General features: G+C 58.2%; 15 protein-coding genes. 8 read left to right on the plus strand and 7 right to left on the minus strand.

The genetic code is table 11. The annotated features are described in order from the left end of the window. Positions 1 to 151, plus strand: a 151-nt coding sequence (locus JO226_RS21580) for an OmpA family protein (RefSeq protein ID WP_367273576.1), incomplete at its 5' end; no start/stop codon positions are given. A gap of 64 nt (positions 152 to 215) precedes the next feature. Continuing rightward, the gene (gene ghrB, locus JO226_RS21585; protein WP_296407278.1) at positions 216 to 1,187 is read left to right on the plus strand and encodes a glyoxylate/hydroxypyruvate reductase GhrB; all 972 of its coding nucleotides are present in this window, start codon (positions 216 to 218) and stop codon (positions 1,185 to 1,187) included. A 54-nt stretch (positions 1,188 to 1,241) separates the two neighbouring features. Here ghrB and JO226_RS21590 read toward each other — a convergent pair whose 3' ends face one another. Then, positions 1,242 to 1,952: a DUF3053 domain-containing protein gene (locus tag JO226_RS21590; RefSeq protein ID WP_296407280.1), complete on the minus strand. Its 711-nt coding sequence runs from the start codon at positions 1,950 to 1,952 to the stop codon at positions 1,242 to 1,244. 348 nt (positions 1,953 to 2,300) lie between these two features. Here JO226_RS21590 and JO226_RS21595 point away from each other — a divergent pair, with 348 nt between their 5' ends. Next, positions 2,301 to 2,591: an HTH-type transcriptional regulator gene (locus JO226_RS21595; protein WP_296407282.1), complete on the plus strand. Its 291-nt coding sequence runs from the start codon at positions 2,301 to 2,303 to the stop codon at positions 2,589 to 2,591. Between the two features lie 41 nt (positions 2,592 to 2,632). Here the strand turns inward: JO226_RS21595 and JO226_RS21600 are convergent, their stop codons facing one another. The 4 genes from JO226_RS21600 to JO226_RS21615 form a co-directional block, all read right to left on the minus strand. Continuing rightward, entirely contained in the window at positions 2,633 to 4,252 is a 1,620-nt protein-coding gene (locus JO226_RS21600; RefSeq protein ID WP_296407284.1) for an ABC-F family ATP-binding cassette domain-containing protein, read from the minus strand. A gap of 313 nt (positions 4,253 to 4,565) precedes the next feature. Beyond that, the gene (glyS, locus tag JO226_RS21605) at positions 4,566 to 6,635 is read right to left on the minus strand and encodes a glycine--tRNA ligase subunit beta (protein WP_296407286.1); all 2,070 of its coding nucleotides are present in this window, start codon (positions 6,633 to 6,635) and stop codon (positions 4,566 to 4,568) included. 9 nt (positions 6,636 to 6,644) lie between these two features. Continuing rightward, a complete protein-coding gene (gene glyQ, locus JO226_RS21610; RefSeq protein ID WP_004126458.1) occupies positions 6,645 to 7,556 on the minus strand; it encodes a glycine--tRNA ligase subunit alpha in 912 nt (303 codons plus the stop codon). A 137-nt stretch (positions 7,557 to 7,693) separates the two neighbouring features. Further along, positions 7,694 to 7,996, minus strand: coding sequence for a YsaB family lipoprotein (locus tag JO226_RS21615; protein ID WP_296407300.1), 303 nt, complete (start codon positions 7,994 to 7,996; stop codon positions 7,694 to 7,696). A 187-nt stretch (positions 7,997 to 8,183) separates the two neighbouring features. On the opposite strand from JO226_RS21615, the gene JO226_RS21620 reads away from it, so the two are divergent. Together JO226_RS21620 and JO226_RS21625 are read left to right on the plus strand one after the other, a co-directional pair. Next, positions 8,184 to 9,179, plus strand: coding sequence for an acyltransferase (locus JO226_RS21620; protein ID WP_296407302.1), 996 nt, complete (start codon positions 8,184 to 8,186; stop codon positions 9,177 to 9,179). Positions 9,180 to 9,459: 280 nt separating this feature from the next. Next, positions 9,460 to 9,567 carry a type I toxin-antitoxin system toxin Ldr family protein gene (locus tag JO226_RS21625; RefSeq protein ID WP_296407304.1) on the plus strand — a complete coding sequence of 36 codons (108 nt, stop codon included), beginning with the start codon at positions 9,460 to 9,462 and terminating at the stop codon, positions 9,565 to 9,567. An 84-nt stretch (positions 9,568 to 9,651) separates the two neighbouring features. Here the strand turns inward: JO226_RS21625 and xylB are convergent, their stop codons facing one another. Then, entirely contained in the window at positions 9,652 to 11,106 is a 1,455-nt protein-coding gene (gene xylB / locus JO226_RS21630) for a xylulokinase (protein ID WP_296407308.1), read from the minus strand. A 50-nt stretch (positions 11,107 to 11,156) separates the two neighbouring features. After that, complete coding sequence (gene xylA / locus JO226_RS21635; RefSeq protein ID WP_296407310.1) at positions 11,157 to 12,479, minus strand: xylose isomerase; 1,323 nt, start codon at positions 12,477 to 12,479, stop codon at positions 11,157 to 11,159. A 331-nt stretch (positions 12,480 to 12,810) separates the two neighbouring features. Here xylA and xylF point away from each other — a divergent pair, with 331 nt between their 5' ends. From xylF to xylH, 3 genes are read left to right on the plus strand one after another with little or no spacing between them, the layout of a single operon-like run. After that, complete coding sequence (xylF, locus tag JO226_RS21640) at positions 12,811 to 13,806, plus strand: D-xylose ABC transporter substrate-binding protein (RefSeq protein WP_296407312.1); 996 nt, start codon at positions 12,811 to 12,813, stop codon at positions 13,804 to 13,806. A 56-nt stretch (positions 13,807 to 13,862) separates the two neighbouring features. Further along, the gene (locus JO226_RS21645; RefSeq protein ID WP_296407314.1) at positions 13,863 to 15,404 is read left to right on the plus strand and encodes a xylose ABC transporter ATP-binding protein; all 1,542 of its coding nucleotides are present in this window, start codon (positions 13,863 to 13,865) and stop codon (positions 15,402 to 15,404) included. After that, positions 15,382 to 16,563 carry a xylose ABC transporter permease XylH gene (gene xylH / locus JO226_RS21650; RefSeq protein WP_296407316.1) on the plus strand — a complete coding sequence of 394 codons (1,182 nt, stop codon included), beginning with the start codon at positions 15,382 to 15,384 and terminating at the stop codon, positions 16,561 to 16,563. Before JO226_RS21645 ends, xylH begins: the two co-directional genes overlap by 23 nt. Positions 16,564 to 16,566: the final 3 nt, after the last annotated feature.

Genomic DNA, 16,566 nt, shown 5'->3' on the forward strand with positions numbered 1-16,566 from the left:
CGTAGCCAGCTCTCTGATCACCCAGGGCGTTGCCGCCAACCGCATCCGCACCACCGGCATGGGTCCGGCGAACCCGATCGCCAGCAACAGCACGACTGAAGGTAAAGCGCAGAACCGTCGCGTCGAGATAACCTTAAGCCCGCTGCAGTAACTCCCGGTCCGGCGGCGTACTGTCCGCCGGGCCCGCCTGAGCCCCTTTATTACGGAGATACGTCATGAAGCCATCCGTTATTCTCTACAAAACGTTGCCTGACGATCTGCTACAACGCCTGGAGGCGCACTTCACGGTGACGCAGGTGAAAAACCTGCATCCCGACACCGTGCAGCAGCATGCCGATGCCTTCGCCAGCGCCGTGGGCCTGTTAGGGTCAAGCGAGAGCGTGGATGCCGCCCTGCTGGCGAAAATGCCCGCGCTTCGCGCCGCATCGACCATTTCCGTCGGCTATGACAATTTCGACGTTGACGCCCTCAACGCGCGCCGGGTACTGCTGATGCACACCCCCGCCGCGCTGACGGAAACCGTCGCCGATACCCTGATGGCGCTGGTGCTGAGCACCGCCCGCCGCGTAGTGGAGGTCGCGGAACGGGTGAAGGCCGGGGAGTGGAAAAAAAGCATCGATGCGGACTGGTTCGGCACCGACGTGCATCATAAAACGCTGGGCATCGTCGGGATGGGACGCATCGGCATGGCGCTGGCCCAGCGCGCCCACTTCGGCTTTAGCATGCCGATTCTCTACAACGCCCGCCGTCAGCACAGCGAAGCGGAAGAACGCTTCCAGGCGCGCTATTGCGATCTCGATACGCTGCTGCAGGAGGCCGATTTCGTCTGCCTGATCCTGCCGTTAACCGAGGAGACGCGTCACCTGTTCGGCGAAGCGCAGTTTAAAAAGATGAAGCCGTCCGCGATTTTCATCAACGCGGGGCGTGGGCCGGTGGTCGACGAGCAGGCGCTGATCGCCGCGTTACGCAACGGTGAAATCCATGCCGCCGGTCTGGACGTGTTTGAGCATGAACCGCTGGCGGTTGATTCGCCGCTACTGACGATGCAAAACGTCGTCGCCCTGCCGCATATCGGTTCGGCAACGCACGAAACGCGTTACAGTATGGCGGCCACGGCGGTCGATAACCTGATTGATGCGCTCAACGGTAAGCCAGAGAAAAACTGCGTGAACCCGCAGGTGATGTGAGTATTCGGAAGTTGGGTACGCCGGGTGAACAGCAGTATCACCCGGCGTTAGCTGTTAGCGCGTGGCGTTTACCGTCGCGGTCCAGGCCTGGGTAAAGGCCTGATGCTGAGAGGCCAGCGGTCCAATCAGCGTGTTGTACTGGCTTGCCTGCTGAGAGGTCGGGAACTGAATACCGTTCGCCACAAAGCTCACCTGCGTGCCCTGTTGCGCGACATAATCCCCTACCTGCACCAGTTGCTGCGTGAAGACCTGCGCGGCCGGGATCAGCGGCTGCAGCGCGTTCGCCGGCGCCGTTACCACTTTACCGTACACCTGATCGAAGACCGGCTTCAGGTCGTCCGCCTGCTTCAGCGCGGAATGCGCGGCATCAGCCTGCATTTTGGCGTTCTCCAGCTGCTGGCTCAGTACACCCAACGCCCCATTAGCCTGACGCAGCGGTTCGCGCTGGGTCATGTAATCCTGCGGTACGCGGATGGCGTTCACGCTGTCGACGACCGGACGCAGACCGGCATCCATCGCCTGGTTGACCTGCTGTGAATAGCCGTAAATCACGGCGTAATCGGAGACGAACGGGCCAAACTGTTTTTTCTGATCGGCCGTCAGCGTCGGCAGTCGCTCGCCGCTGCGCATCGCCGTATTCTGCAGGAAGTCGATAAACGCTTTGCGCTGATCGCCTTCTTTATCAAAACACCCACTCAGGCTAACCACCATTAATAACGCCGCAACAGGCGCAAACCAGCGAGAGCAGGACTTTCCTGTCGCCATTTTATTACTCCTTTCAGCCAAAAAAGCGCAAACTGACACACACGTGCCTGACGCTGACAAGGATAGTCCAGGAGCGCCTCGCAAGATACCCCTTCCTGCATTCTTCCGGCGGAAAAAACACCGGCGCTACAGCCACTACGCTGATATCGATTTACAAAAAAAAATAAAGATACCGTTGGCGATGTGGAATCAACGAATTACTGCTGGCAACCCAAAAGCCGAATCGAGTCAGATCGGACAATCGCACGAATAATCCTTTTTGCCTTCCGCCCTCATCCATTTTAATGACTATTCTTAATGAGCTCTTAGAAATTCACGTTCCCGCAGTGTGATTCAGAGGAGTTCTCAATGGAATATAAAGATCCGATGTCAGAACTATTGAGTAGTCTTGAGTATATTGTTTTTAAAGACGTGACAAAGACAGCAACCTTGACCCCAAAGTCCTCAGCCTTTAGTGAATTTGAGCAATTGCGTAAAGGCACAGGTCTGAAGATTGATGATTTTGCCAGAGCCATGGGCGTTAGCGTGGCAATGGTTCAGGAGTGGGAGTCCCGGAGGGAGAAACCGTCAGCCACCGAATTGAAGTTAATGCGTCTGATTAATGCCAACCCCATGATTAGCAAACAGTTGATGGAATGAGTATGTTTTGTTTACCCCCCGCCGTCGCGGGGGGTTTGGTTTTATAACGCCTCGCAGCGCCAACCCGCTTCATGCCACACCAGCTCATGAGTCAGTTTCAGCCCACGTAAAAATCCCTCATCATGCGACACCACCAGCATCGCGCCGGGAAACTCCGCCAGCGCCGCTTCAATGGCCTGCGTCGAGGCGAGATCCAGATGGTTTGTCGGCTCATCGAGCAGCAGCAATTGTGTGGCCTCGCGCTGCCAGAGTACGCAGGCCAGCGCCGCCTTCAGGCGCTCCCCGCCGCTCAGCGATGCCAGCGGCAGCATCACTTTATCCGCCCCTAGTTGTAGCTGCGCCAGACGGCTGCGCACGACCCCCTCTTCCAGCGGCGTGTCACCGAGGCTAAGGTGCGCCATTACGGAAAGCGACAGGTCCAGTTGCGACAGATGCTGGTCGAGATACGCGGTGTTTACCGGCACCGCGCAGGTGCCCGATACCGCCGTCTCTTCGCCGAGGATCACCTTGAGCAGCGTCGATTTTCCACAGCCGTTAGGGCCGCGCAGCGCGACGCGCATCGGCCCCCTCATCCGCCAGTCAAACGGCGCAAGCGCCACGTGCGGCAGCACCAGTTGCTCCAGCACCAGCGTCTGTTTTCCCTCCGCAACCTGGCTGCCGGGTAGCGTAAAAATCACCGGGTTATCCTCCTCAACGCGCTCCCGCGCCTGGTTTACTGCGGCACTGAGGGCGTCGTTTTGTTCCCGGTGCTGTTTGCCCCATGCGCCAATGCGCTCTTTGGCCGCCATTTTGTACTTCACCCGTTCAAACGAGGCGATATTAAGCGTATCTACCGTGCGCAGGGTCTTCGCCGAACGCCGCTGGCTGGCGTCGTGCTCTTTTTGCATCCGCGCGCGGGTGCGTTTGCGCGCCGTTGCCGCATGATCCAGCGCCGCGCGGGCCGCCTGCTGTTCGGCATCCCGCTGACGCTGGTAATCGTCGTAGTTACCGCCGTAGCTGCGCAGACTGGTGGGCGAAAGTTCCAGAATACGCGGCATCAGCGCCAGCAGCTCGCGGTCATGGGTGGCGATAAGCGCCCCGCCCCGCCAGCGGGAGAGCATGTCATACAGCCACTCGCGCCCCTGACGGTCGAGGTGGTTGGTTGGCTCGTCGAGCAGTAAAAAACCGGCGCTGGCGGTGAAAGCGCCGCACAGCAGCGCCCGCACCCGCTCGCCGCCGCTGAGCGAGGCGGCGGAGAGGTTCGGGTCAAAAACAGACAGTCCCGCCCCGGCGAAGGCCTCGCTCAACCGTTCCGGTAGATCCCAGAACCCCTCCAGCCGCTCGAGATCGTCAGGCTGGTAATCGCCGCGGTCGATACGCTGACGGGCGGCAAAAATATCGCCGTAACCGAGCAATTCGGCCAGAGTCGTCTTCGCCGCCACATCGTGCTGTTGAGCCACCAACGCCCGGGAGGTGAAACGTTCGATGTGCCCGGCGTCGGGCGCTTCCCGCCCCGCCAGCAGATGCAGTAAACGTGTTTTTCCGCTGCCGTTACGCCCGACAAGACCGCACAGCGACGGCTCCAGCGATAAACTCAGCGGACCAAAAAGGGTGTCGCCCGTCGAAAACTGACAGGTAACCTGATGCAGGATAAAAGAAGGGGATTGCGCACAATGAGCCATAAGCACTCCTGAATGAAATCAACACAGCCCCTGCCGACGCGTTCGCGTTTAGCAAGGCTCGAAATTCATCAGTCGTGTTTGTTCATTTTCAGCGTGTGCTCCAGAGATGACGAGGAGGTCGTCGGGGCACAGGATAACGGCACCATGAGGGGAATATCAAGTTTGTTTTTTTCGACCAGGTATTCGCCCAACCGGGAGAGAAGCTCAATACGCAGTTTTTGTGAGGACGTTTGTCGCGGGTGATGGTGGAATAGACGACCCGGCGCAGACATAAAAAAAACCCGCCGGGGCGGGTTTTTCAGTATTGTCACGCTTATTGCAGCAGCGATATATCCGCTACCTGCAGGAACAGCTCGCGCAGTTTGGAGAGCAGCGTCAGACGGTTAACGCGGATGTCTTTGTCATCGGCATTGACCATCACGTTTTCGAAGAACTCATCCACCGGCTCGCGCAGCTGCGCCAGCTCGATCAGCGCATCCTGATAGCGGCCTTCGGCAAAGTACGGCTGCAGCTTGTCGCGCAGCACGACCAGGTTACCGGCAAGCTTGATTTCCGCGGCTTCTTTCAGCACGGAGGCGTGAACGATATCGTTCAGCGTCTCGTCAGATTTCGCCAGAATATTGGAAACACGCTTGTTCGCCGCCGCCAGCGCCGCGGCCTCTTCCAGCGTACGGAAGTAGGTTACCGCCTTCATGCGGGCATCGAAATCCGCCGGACGGGTCGGACGACGCGCCAGCACCGCCTGAATGGTGTCAACCGCATAGCCTTCGTCCTGATACCAGGCGCGGAAACGGCCCAGCATAAAGTCGATAACGTCGTCGACAACGTTGGCGTTAGTCAGCTTCTCGCCGTACAGACGTACCGCTTCTTCGGTGAGAGTCTGCAGATCGAGGGAAAGGTTCTTCTCAACGATGATACGCAGCACGCCCAGCGCAGCACGACGCAGCGCAAACGGGTCTTTGTCGCCTTTCGGATGCTGGCCGATGCCGAAGATACCCGCCAGGGTATCCATCTTGTCGGCGATCGCCACCGCGCAGGCCACGAGGTTAGACGGCAGTTCATCACCGGCGAAACGCGGCTGATACTGTTCGTTCAGCGCCACGGCCACCTCTTCCGCTTCGCCATCGTGACGCGCGTAGTGCATGCCCATGATGCCCTGGGTGTCGGTGAATTCGAACACCATGTTGGTCATCAGGTCGCACTTGGAGAGCAGACCCGCGCGGGTCGCGTGGTTAACATCCGCGCCAATCTGGCGGGCAATCCAGCCGGACAGCTCTTCGATACGGTCGGTTTTGTCGCGCAGCGTGCCAAGCTGCTGCTGGAACAGTACAGTGTCCAGACGCGGCAGATGGTCTTCCAGACGCTTTTTGCGGTCGGTGTTGAAGAAGAATTCGGCATCCGCCAGACGCGGGCGCACGACTTTCTCGTTACCGGAGATAATCTGCTGCGGATCTTTCGATTCGATGTTGGCGACGAAAATGAAGTTCGGCAGCAGTTTGCCCGCCGCATCGTAGACCGGGAAATACTTCTGGTCGCCCTTCATGGTGTATACCAGCGCTTCCGCAGGCACCTTGAGGAATTTCTCTTCGAACTTCGCGGTCAGCACCACCGGCCATTCCACCAGCGACGTTACCTCTTCCAGCAGGCTTTCGCTCAGGTCGGCGTTGCCGCCAATCTTGCGCGCCGCCGCTTCGGCATCGGCTTTGATCGCCGCCTTACGCTGCTCGTAGTCGGCAATGACTTTGCCGCGCTCCAGCAGGATTTGCGGGTACTGGTCAGCCGTATCGATGGTGAACTCCGGCTCGCCCATAAAGCGATGGCCGCGAATCACGCGATCGGACGTAATACCCAGGATGGTCGCAGGAATGACGTCGCTGCCGAGCAGCAGGGTCACGGTGTGTACCGGACGCACGAACTGCACGTCGGACGCGCCCCAGCGCATCAGTTTCGGGATTGGCAGTTTCGCCAGTGACGTTGCCACCATATTTGGCAGCAGCGCTTGTGCGCTTTCGCCCTTCACGTGGGCGCGATACAGCAGCCATTCGCCTTTATCGGTGACCATACGCTCGGCCTGGTCTACGGTGATCCCGCAGCCGCGCGCCCAGCCTTCTGCCGCTTTGCTCGGGTGGCCTTCGGCGTCAAACGCCGCAGACACCGCTGGACCACGTTTTTCGACTTCGCGATCGGGCTGAGATGCAGCCAGCTTCGCCACTTTCAGCGCCAGACGACGTGGAGCCGCAAACCACTCAACGTTGCCGTGCGCGAGGCCCGCGTTATCCAGCTCCGCCGTAAAGTTCGCAGCAAAAGATTCCGCCAGGCTGCGCAGGGCTTTTGGTGGCAGCTCTTCAGTGCCGATTTCCACCAGGAAAGTTTTCTCAGACATGGCCGCCTCTTATTTATTCTTGTTGCACATCGGGAAGCCGAGGGCCTCACGGGAAGCGTAGTAGGCTTCTGCCACTGCTTTGGTCAGGGTGCGGATGCGCAGAATATAGCGCTGACGCTCGGTGACGGAGATGGCTTTACGCGCATCCAGCAAGTTGAAGCTATGGGCGGCCTTCAGAATACGCTCGTAGGCAGGCAGCGGCAGCGGGTTTTCCAGCGCCAGCAGCTGTTGCGCTTCTTTCTCGTACTGCTCAAAGCAGGAGAACAGGAAGTCGACGTCCGCGTATTCGAAGTTGTAAGTGGACTGCTCCACTTCGTTCTGATGGAACACGTCGCCGTAGGTGGTTTTACCCAGCGGGCCGTCGCTCCAGACCAGGTCGTAAACGCTGTCTACGCCCTGAATGTACATCGCCAGACGTTCCAGGCCGTAAGTAATTTCACCGGTCACCGGTTTACACTCCAGGCCGCCAACCTGCTGGAAGTAGGTGAACTGCGTCACTTCCATGCCGTTCAGCCACACTTCCCAGCCCAGACCCCAGGCACCCAACGTTGGGTTTTCCCAGTTATCTTCCACGAAACGAATGTCGTGAATGGTCGGGTCCATGCCCAGCTCTTTCAGGGATCCGAGATACAGCTCCTGAATATTGTCTGGAGACGGCTTAATCACCACCTGAAACTGGTAGTAGTGCTGTAAACGGTTCGGGTTTTCACCATAACGGCCGTCGGTCGGGCGGCGGGACGGCTGCACATAAGCAGTCGCCATTGGCTCCGGGCCAAGCGCGCGCAGACAGGTCATCGGATGGGAGGTGCCAGCGCCGACTTCCATGTCCAGTGGTTGAACAATGGTGCAGCCCTGACGAGCCCAGTAATCCTGTAAGGTCAGGATCAGGCCCTGGAAAGTCCTGGTATCAAACTTTTGCATATTCTTTCGTGCTGGATACGTGTGGATTTAAAGGAAGCATTGAGTATACCCGCTGGCTGCGAGATATACAGTATGAAAGGGTATTGTTTAAGGAAAATTGGGGAAAGTTGTGCTTTCCCCGGCCCGGAAACGGCGTTTTAGCGCATCGAAAGGTGCAAAAATTGACCGTCGGGGTCGAAAGAGCAGACAAAGCCCTCATTGCGCGCCGTAAAGCCGCGCAGCTCATAGCCGCCCTGGAACTGCTCAAAGCCGGTCATGTCGATTTTCTGCGCCCCGGTATTGTAGCGATGCGCGGCAGTCTGTTTGCACAGTTGCTCCATGTCGAGCGAACGCCGGGGATCGGCTTTTGCCCGCTGCGCTTTTTGTTCCGGCGGCGGAGGGGAACTGCACCCTGCCAGCAGCGCTAACAACAGCACCGGTGTGAAATACTTCATCATCATTTTTTATTACCGCCGTGTTAATTGGCTGTTATTGTAATTCTTTAGCATTGAGTGCTATCTGAAGCTGCATTGTGCGTACCTCTTTGTCCACAGACAAGCCGAAAAAGGCAAACTCAGAAAATTCCAAAGGCACATCTGAAATCACAGACAGTCACACTGGCTTTAAGACAACACCATTGAGGAATTGATGTCGGGAAAGATACACTGGATAACAAATTTACGAGGGATAGCCTGTTTAATGGTGGTGATGATCCACACCACCACCTGGGCGGTCACCCATGCGCAAAGCGTCGGGATGGTGAACTGGGACATCGCCAACCTGCTTAACGCCGCCTCCCGCGTCAGCGTGCCGCTGTTCTTTATGATCTCCGGCTACCTGTTTTTCGGTGAACGCAGCGCCCAACCACGCCACTTCCTGCGTATCGGCTTGTGCCTGCTGTTTTACAGCGCCGTCGCCCTGCTGTATATCCTGCTGTTCACCCGCATCAACATTGAGCTGTCGCTGAGAAACCTGCTGCAAAAGCCGGTGTTCTACCATTTATGGTTTTTCTTCGCGATTTTCGTGATTTACCTGCTCTCCCCGCTGATTCAGGTCAAAAGCGTCAGCGGGAAAATGCTGCTGGCGCTGACTGTCGTGCTCGGCGTGGTGGCAAACCCCAACACCGTGGCGCAAAAAGCAGGCGGCTTCGAGTGGCTGCCGGTGAATCTGTATATCGACGGCGATACCTTCTACTACGTGCTGTACGGCCTGCTCGGACGGGCGATAGGCATGATGGATACCGAGAAAAAACCGCTGACGCTGCTGTGCGCGGCGCTGTTTGCCGTCTCGGTGTGGGTGATTTCGCGGGGGACGCTGCACGAACTGCAATGGCGGGGAAATTTCGCCGATACCTGGTACCTCTACTGTGGCCCGATGGTGTTTATCTGCGCCGTCACGCTGCTAACGCTGGTGAAGAACACGCTAAACCAGCGGGAACTTCCGGGGCTTAGCCTTATCTCCCGGCATTCGTTGGGTATCTACGGCTTTCACGCGCTGGTTATCAACGCGCTGCGCTCTGGCGGTGTTGAGGTTCAGCGCTGGCCGCTGCTGGATATTGTCTGGGTTTTCGCCGTCACCCTCGCCGCCAGCCTGCTGCTGTCAATGCTGGTGCAGCGCGTCGACCGTCGAAGGTGGGTAAGTTAGCCCCCTCTTTCTGAAGGCAAGAAGGCCGGTTTCGGACATTCTGTGGTTAATCGCGCTTGTACGGTTGGCGGCTGACGTTCAAGCTTTGTAAGATGCCCGTCAACCTCAGTACTGAGGGAGGCGCAGCGTTGCGGGGGTTATACCTGGCGACGCAGTCGTTAGATAGAGAAAACCCCCGAACGCTGTTTGGTATTCACCAGGCAACATAACGGGGGCTAACCTTTGTCTCAACAGCAACAGGATAGCCGCGAACAGTTGCCATTGCAACTGGACAGCTATCATGACGCTTGCACAGTTTGGCATCGCTTTCTGGCACGATATCGCCGCACCGATCGTCGCGGCTATTATCGCCAGTCTGATCGTTGGCTGGCTCGAAAACAGAAGGTAATGCTCGGGTGGGCGTCACCGCTGCCGTAATGGCAACAAGCGCCCGGACAGGCCGCAGGGGTAACGCCCTGCGGCCTTTTTCGTATCAGGACATCAGCGGCGCCAGTTGCTGATACAGTTTGCGGAACGTCTCGCGGCGTGGCGCGTAGCAGGCGGTTCGCGCCGCGTCGGGACAGTGCGCCTGCTCAAGCGGCAGTTGCGCCAGCAGGTCGGCAAACGGTTTGCCCGGATGCAGGGCCAGTTGCGCCAGCCGTGCCGCGCCCAGCGCCGGGCCAACGTCGCCGCCGGTGCGGTAGTCGAGCGTCAGACCGCTGATATCCGCCAGCATCTGCCGCCACCAGGCGCTGCGCGCGCCGCCGCCGATAAGGGTAATGCTGGCAGGCTTCACCCCGCAGGCATGCACCACGTCCATACCGTCCGCCAGCGCAAAACCGACGCCCTCCAGTACCGCCAGCGCCAGCTCCGCCGGGCCGTGCTGATGCGTCAGGCCGAAAAAGACGCCTTTGGCGTTGGGGTTGTTGTGCGGCGTGCGCTCACCGGAGAGATAAGGTAAAAACCACACCGGATCGGCGGTGTTATCCGCCGCTTGCGCGGCGGCAAGCAGCGCAGGCACATCGCCCAGACCAGTCAGCTTCGCCGCCCAGTCAAGGCAGGAGGCGGCGCTGAGCATCACCGACATCAGGTGCCAGCGGCCTGGTAAGGCATGGCAGAAGCTGTGCACGGCGCTCTCCGGTTTGCTGAGAAAACCCTCGCTGACGGCAAAATAGACGCCTGATGTCCCCAGCGACAGCATCGCCTGTCCGGCATCGGCCATCCCCACGCCGACGGCGCCCGCAGCGTTGTCGCCGCCGCCCGCCACAACAGGGACGACGGGCATCTGCCAGGCCTGCGACACCTCGGGCAGCAGGGTGCCGGTCATATCGCAACCCTCAAACAGCGTCGGCATGTTATCGCGGCGAAGCCCGCACGCCGCCAGCATCTCGTCGCTCCAGTCGCGCTTCGCCACATCCATCCACAGCGTTCCCGCCGCATCGGACATATCGCTGGCGAACACGCCGGTCATGCGCAGACGCAAATAATCTTTTGGCAACAGCACCTTGTCGACCTGACGGAAGACGTCTGGCTCATGGCGCCGCACCCACAGCAATTTTGGCGCGGTAAAGCCCGGCATCATCAGGTTGCCGGTAATATCACGCGAACGCGGCACCGCCGCTTCCAGCAGCGCGCACTCTTCGGCGCAGCGTCCGTCGTTCCATAAAATCGCCGGGCGCAGGACGCGCTGCTGTTTATCCAGCAGCGTGGCGCCATGCATCTGCCCGGCAATGCCTAACGCCCTGACCTCGCGCAGCGAATGCTGCGCCGCGAGCGCCTTCATGGCGGTATCCGTGGCCTGCCACCACTGCTCGGGATCCTGCTCAGACCATAGCGGATGCGGGCGCGAAACGGTTAATTTTTCGGTCTGCGAGGCAATCACCTCGCCCTGCTCGCCTACGAGGATAACCTTTACCCCGGAGGTGCCCAGATCGATCCCGATATACATAGCGACGACTCCTTAACGTCGCGCCACGGAAACCGTGGCGCAGTGGTAATTTACTTGTCGAACAGGTAATGATTGACCAGGTTTTCCAGCAGCTCCTGGTGACCGCTGTGGTGCTGCGGCGCCAGGTTATGCTGTTCAGCGTACCTGGCAATCTCGGCGAGCGACATCTGCCCTTTGAGGATTTGCTGCCCAAGTTCACCGTTCCAGCCCGCGTAGCGGCGCGCCACGCGCTTATCCAGCTCGCCGTCTTCAATCATCCGCGCCGCCACTTTCAGCGCCAGCGCCATCGTGTCCATCGCGCCGATATGACCGTAGAACAGATCGTATTTATCGGTACTCTGACGGCGTACCTTGGCGTCAAAGTTCAGACCGCCGGTGGTGAAGCCGCCCGCTTTGATGATTTCATACATCACCAGCGCGTTTTCTTCCACGCTGTTCGGGAACTGATCGGTATCCCATCCAAGCTGCGCGTCGCCGCGGTTAGCATCTACCGAGCCAAACACGCCAAGCGCGATCGCCGAAGCGATTTCGTGATGGAACGAGTGGCCCGCGAGCGTGGCGTGGTTTGCTTCGATGTTCACTTTGATCTCTTTTTCCAGACCAAACTGCTTCAGGAAGCCGTACACGGTGGCGACGTCATAGTCGTACTGGTGCTTGGTCGGCTCCTGCGGCTTCGGCTCGATCAGCAGCGTACCGCGAAAACCCGTCTTGTGCTTGTGCTCGACCACCATCTGCATGAAGCGGCCAAGCTGCTCGCGCTCCTGACGCAGGTCGGTGTTCAACAACGTTTCATACCCTTCGCGACCGCCCCACAGCACGTAGTTTTCCCCGCCCAGCTTATGGGTGGCGTTCATGGCGGTCACCACCTGGGTCGCCGCCCAACTGAAGACTTCCGGGTCCGGGTTGGTGGCCGCGCCAGCGCCATAGCGCGGGTTGGTAAAGCAGTTTGCCGTGCCCCACAGCAGCTTCACGCCACTTTGCTGCTGTTTTTCCGCCAGCACGTCGACCATCTGCGCAAAATTATTCAGGTACTCTTTGGGCGTGGCGCCTTCCGGGGAGACGTCGACGTCATGGAAGCAGTAGTACGGCACATTCAGCTTGTGAAAGAACTCAAAGGCCACGTCGGCTTTACGCTTCGCCAGGGCAATCGCTTCGCCGGGCTGCTGCCACGGGCGATCGAACGACCCCACGCCGAACATATCCGCCCCATTCCAGCAGAAGGTGTGCCAGTAGCAGGCGGCGAAACGCAGGTGATCTTCCATGCGCTTGCCAAGCACCAGTTCATCCGGGTTGTAGTGGCGAAACGCCAGCAGATTTTGCGTTTTCGGGCCTTCATAACGAACACGTTCGAGTTGATCGAAATAAGCTTGCATAATTGAACTCCATTATCAGGACGCGGCAAATATCAGATTGTGCAGTAATACTGTGTGCTGATTTCGCCGCGCTCAATTACGTTATTTCACACTGCGATTAAGAGAATCCACAAACGTGCACTGGGTCGCAAAATATTGCCCAGTTGACACCACCCACCCGGTATTAAAATCAGATCACGGTCATAAATTGGGAAATAAACCAAATATCATAACCAGAAGATAAAAATCTGTAATTGCCAGATTCATCTCACATGTTAAAAATTTGCTGCGTATACGTCGTGCCAGTTTCTTTTATCGCTCTCTCGATAACCCTACAAAAGGTATTAAGATTATGAAGATAAAGAACCTTTGCCTCACCCTTTGCGCCTCGTCGCTTCTGTTAACCAGCATGGCGGGCATCGCCAAAGAAGTCAAAATCGGCATGGCCATCGATGACCTGCGCCTCGAACGCTGGCAGAAAGACCGCGATATTTTTGTCAGCAAAGCAGAATCGTTGGGTGCAAAAGTATTTGTACAATCCGCCAATGGCAACGAAGAAACCCAAATGTCGCAGATTGAAAATATGATCAATCGCGGCGTCGATGTGCTTGTTATTATTCCTTATAACGGCCAGGTATTAAGTAACGTAATTAAAGAAGCCAAGCAGGAAGGTATTAAAGTTCTGGCCTATGACCGTATGATTAATAATGCAGATATCGATTTCTATATCTCATTTGATAACGAAAAAGTCGGCGAGATGCAGGCTCAGAGCCTGGTGAATAAGGTACCGACGGGCAACTATTTCCTAATGGGCGGTTCGCCGGTGGATAACAACGCCAAGATGTTCCGCGCCGGACAGATGAAAGTCTTAAAACCGTATATCGACAGCGGCAAAATAAAAGTGGTCGGCGACCAGTGGGCCGACGGCTGGTTACCGGAAAACGCGCTGAAAATTATGGAAAATGCGCTCACGGCGAACAATAACAAAATCGACGCGGTGGTCGCTTCTAACGATGCAACTGCAGGCGGCGCTATTCAGGCGCTGAGCGCGCAGGGGCTGGCGGGCAAAGTGGCGATATCCGGTCAGGACGCCGACCTGGCTGGCGTGAAGCGCATTATGCAGGGTACGCAGACCATGACGGTCTACAAGCCGATCACCCAGCTCGCCACCACCGCAGCGGAAATCGCCGTCGAGCTCGGTAACGGCCAGCAGCCGAAATCTGACGCCACGCTCAATAACGGCCTGAAAGAGGTACCCGCCCGCCTGCTGACGCCGATTGAAGTGAATAAGAGCAACATCGACGAAACCGTGATCAAAGACGGTTTCCACAAGAAGAGCGACCTGTAATTGCTGTTGCCCCCCTCACGGGGGCATTACGGTGTTCCGAAAGACGTGGAGCATGTATGCCTTATTTACTTGAAATGAAGAGCATTACCAAAACCTTCGGGGCGGTAAAAGCTATCGATAACGTCAGCCTGCGCCTGAACGCCGGCGAAGTGGTGTCGCTGTGCGGCGAAAATGGTTCCGGAAAATCCACACTCATGAAAGTGCTGTGCGGCATCTATCCGCACGGTACCTTCGACGGCGACATTGTGTTTTCTGGCGAACCGTTGCAGGCGACCCATATTCGCGATACCGAACGTAAAGGTATCGCCATCATCCACCAGGAGCTGGCGCTGGTTAAGCATTTAACCGTGCTGGAAAATATTTTTCTCGGGACCGAAATTACCCGGCATGGGGTGCTCGACTATGACCAGATGACCCTGCGCTGCGAGAAGCTGCTGGCGCAGGTGAGCCTGCCGATTTCCCCCAACACCCGCGTCGGCGACCTCGGTCTCGGCCAGCAGCAGTTGGTCGAAATCGCCAAGGCCCTGAACAAGCAGGTGCGATTACTGATCCTTGATGAACCCACGGCCTCGCTGACCGAACAGGAGACGGCGGTGCTGCTGAATATTATTCGCGACCTGCAGCACCACGGCATTGCCTGTATTTATATTTCGCACAAGCTCAACGAGGTCAAAGCCATTTCCGACACCATCTGCGTGATTCGCGACGGCCAGCATATCGGCACCCGCGACGCCAGCGGTATGAGCGAAGACGACATCATCACCATGATGGTCGGACGCGAACTGACCGCGCTGTACCCCAACGATCCGCACGAGCACGGCGAGGAGATTCTGCGGGTCGAGCACCTGACGGCCTGGCACCCGGTTAACCGGCACATTAAACGGGTTAACGATATCTCCTTTACGCTCAAGCGCGGCGAGATCCTCGGCGTCGCCGGGCTGGTCGGCGCCGGGCGTACCGAGGCAGTGCAGTGTCTGTTCGGCGTCTGGCGCGGACGCTGGGAGGGGCAAATTTTCATCGACGGCGAGCCGGTGAAAATCACCAACTGCCAGCAGGCTATCGCCCACGGCATCGCGATGGTGCCGGAAGACCGCAAGAAAGACGGTATCGTCCCGGTGATGGCGGTTGGGAAAAACATTACGCTCGCGGCGCTGGACCAGTTTACCGGCCCATTAAGCAGCCTGAACGATGCCGCGGAACAGCACTGTATTTTACAGTCTATCCAGCGCCTTAAGGTCAAAACGTCATCGCAGGATCTGGCCATTGGCCGCCTGAGTGGCGGAAACCAGCAAAAGGCGATTCTCGCCCGCTGCCTGCTGCTCAACCCGCGCATTCTGATCCTCGACGAGCCGACGCGTGGTATCGATATCGGCGCGAAGTACGAAATCTACAAACTGATTAATCAACTGGTGCAACAGGGTATCGCGGTTATCGTCATCTCTTCCGAACTGCCGGAAGTGCTTGGCCTGAGCGACCGCGTGCTGGTGATGCATGAAGGTAAACTGAAAGCCAACCTGGTCAACGACCATCTGACCCAGGAGCAGGTGATGGAAGCCGCATTGAGGAGCGAACGTCATGTCGAAAAATACCCCGTCTGAACTTAAGCTCAACACGCAGGCCCCCGCCGCCTTCGCCGGGCTAAAAAACCTCAACCTTCAGGTTTTCGTCATGATTGCCGCCATTATCGCGATCATGCTGTTCTTCACCTGGACCACCGACGGCGCTTACCTCAGCGCGCGCAACGTCTCCAACCTGCTGCGCCAGACCGCCATCACCGGCATTCTGGCCGTCGGGATGGTGTTTGTGATCGTCTCGGCGGAAATCGACCTGTCAGTCGGGTCGATGATGGGTCTGCTCGGCGGCGTCGCGGCGATTTTTGACGTCTGGTTCGGCTGGCCGCTACCGCTGACGGTTATCGTAACGCTGGTGCTGGGTCTGCTGCTGGGGGCGTGGAACGGATGGTGGGTGGCCTATCGTAAGGTGCCATCATTTATTGTTACCCTCGCGGGAATGCTGGCGTTTCGCGGCATCCTCATCGGTATCACCAACGGCACAACGGTATCACCGACCAGCGCCGCCATGTCGCAGATCGGTCAGAGCTATTTACCGGACGGCATCGGCTTTATCCTCGGCGTGCTGGGACTGATGCTGTTCGTCGCCTGGCAGTGGCGCGGGCGGATGCGTCGCCAGGCGCTGGGACTGGAGACGCCTGCGTCAACGGGCGTGGTGGGGCGCCAGTCGTTAACCGCGGTCATTGTGCTGGGCGCCATCTGGATGCTCAACGACTATCGCGGCGTGCCGACGCCAGTGCTGCTGCTCGCGCTGCTGCTGCTCGGCGGCATGTTCATGGCCACCCGCACCGCCTTTGGCCGCCGGATCTACGCCATCGGCGGCAACCTTGAGGCCGCGCGACTGTCGGGGATCAACGTCGAACGCACCAAGCTCGCCGTCTTTGCGATTAACGGCCTGATGGTGGCGATCGCCGGGCTTATCCTGAGCTCGCGTCTTGGCGCAGGCTCGCCGTCGGCGGGGAACATTGCCGAACTGGATGCCATCGCCGCCTGCGTTATCGGCGGCACCAGCCTGGCGGGCGGGGTCGGCAGCGTTGCCGGCGCGGTAATGGGCGCATTTATTATGGCCTCGCTGGATAACGGCATGAGTATGATGGACGTCCCCACCTTCTGGCAGTACATCGTCAAGGGCGCCATTCTGCTCCTGGCGGTCTGGATGGACTCCGCCACAAAACGGCGAGCCTGATCG

Source organism: Pluralibacter sp. (assembly GCF_019237635.1).
GTDB lineage: Bacteria > Pseudomonadota > Gammaproteobacteria > Enterobacterales > Enterobacteriaceae > Enterobacter_B.

Bases quoted from the DNA above. Each gene is read 5' to 3' on its own strand.
- JO226_RS21620 (WP_296407302.1), top strand. From the start codon at position 8,184: ATGTCGGGAAAGATACACTGGATAACAAATTTACGAGGGATAGCCTGT.
- ghrB (WP_296407278.1), top strand. From the start codon at position 216: ATGAAGCCATCCGTTATTCTCTACAAAACGTTGCCTGACGATCTGCTA.
- xylA (WP_296407310.1), bottom strand. From the start codon at position 12,479: ATGCAAGCTTATTTCGATCAACTCGAACGTGTTCGTTATGAAGGCCCG.
- glyS (WP_296407286.1), bottom strand. From the start codon at position 6,635: ATGTCTGAGAAAACTTTCCTGGTGGAAATCGGCACTGAAGAGCTGCCA.
- JO226_RS21595 (WP_296407282.1), top strand. From the start codon at position 2,301: ATGGAATATAAAGATCCGATGTCAGAACTATTGAGTAGTCTTGAGTAT.
- JO226_RS21615 (WP_296407300.1), bottom strand. From the start codon at position 7,996: ATGATGATGAAGTATTTCACACCGGTGCTGTTGTTAGCGCTGCTGGCA.
- xylH (WP_296407316.1), top strand. From the start codon at position 15,382: ATGTCGAAAAATACCCCGTCTGAACTTAAGCTCAACACGCAGGCCCCC.
- JO226_RS21625 (WP_296407304.1), top strand. From the start codon at position 9,460: ATGACGCTTGCACAGTTTGGCATCGCTTTCTGGCACGATATCGCCGCA.
- glyQ (WP_004126458.1), bottom strand. From the start codon at position 7,556: ATGCAAAAGTTTGATACCAGGACTTTCCAGGGCCTGATCCTGACCTTA.
- xylF (WP_296407312.1), top strand. From the start codon at position 12,811: ATGAAGATAAAGAACCTTTGCCTCACCCTTTGCGCCTCGTCGCTTCTG.
- JO226_RS21600 (WP_296407284.1), bottom strand. From the start codon at position 4,252: ATGGCTCATTGTGCGCAATCCCCTTCTTTTATCCTGCATCAGGTTACC.
- JO226_RS21645 (WP_296407314.1), top strand. From the start codon at position 13,863: ATGCCTTATTTACTTGAAATGAAGAGCATTACCAAAACCTTCGGGGCG.
- xylB (WP_296407308.1), bottom strand. From the start codon at position 11,106: ATGTATATCGGGATCGATCTGGGCACCTCCGGGGTAAAGGTTATCCTC.
- JO226_RS21590 (WP_296407280.1), bottom strand. From the start codon at position 1,952: ATGGCGACAGGAAAGTCCTGCTCTCGCTGGTTTGCGCCTGTTGCGGCG.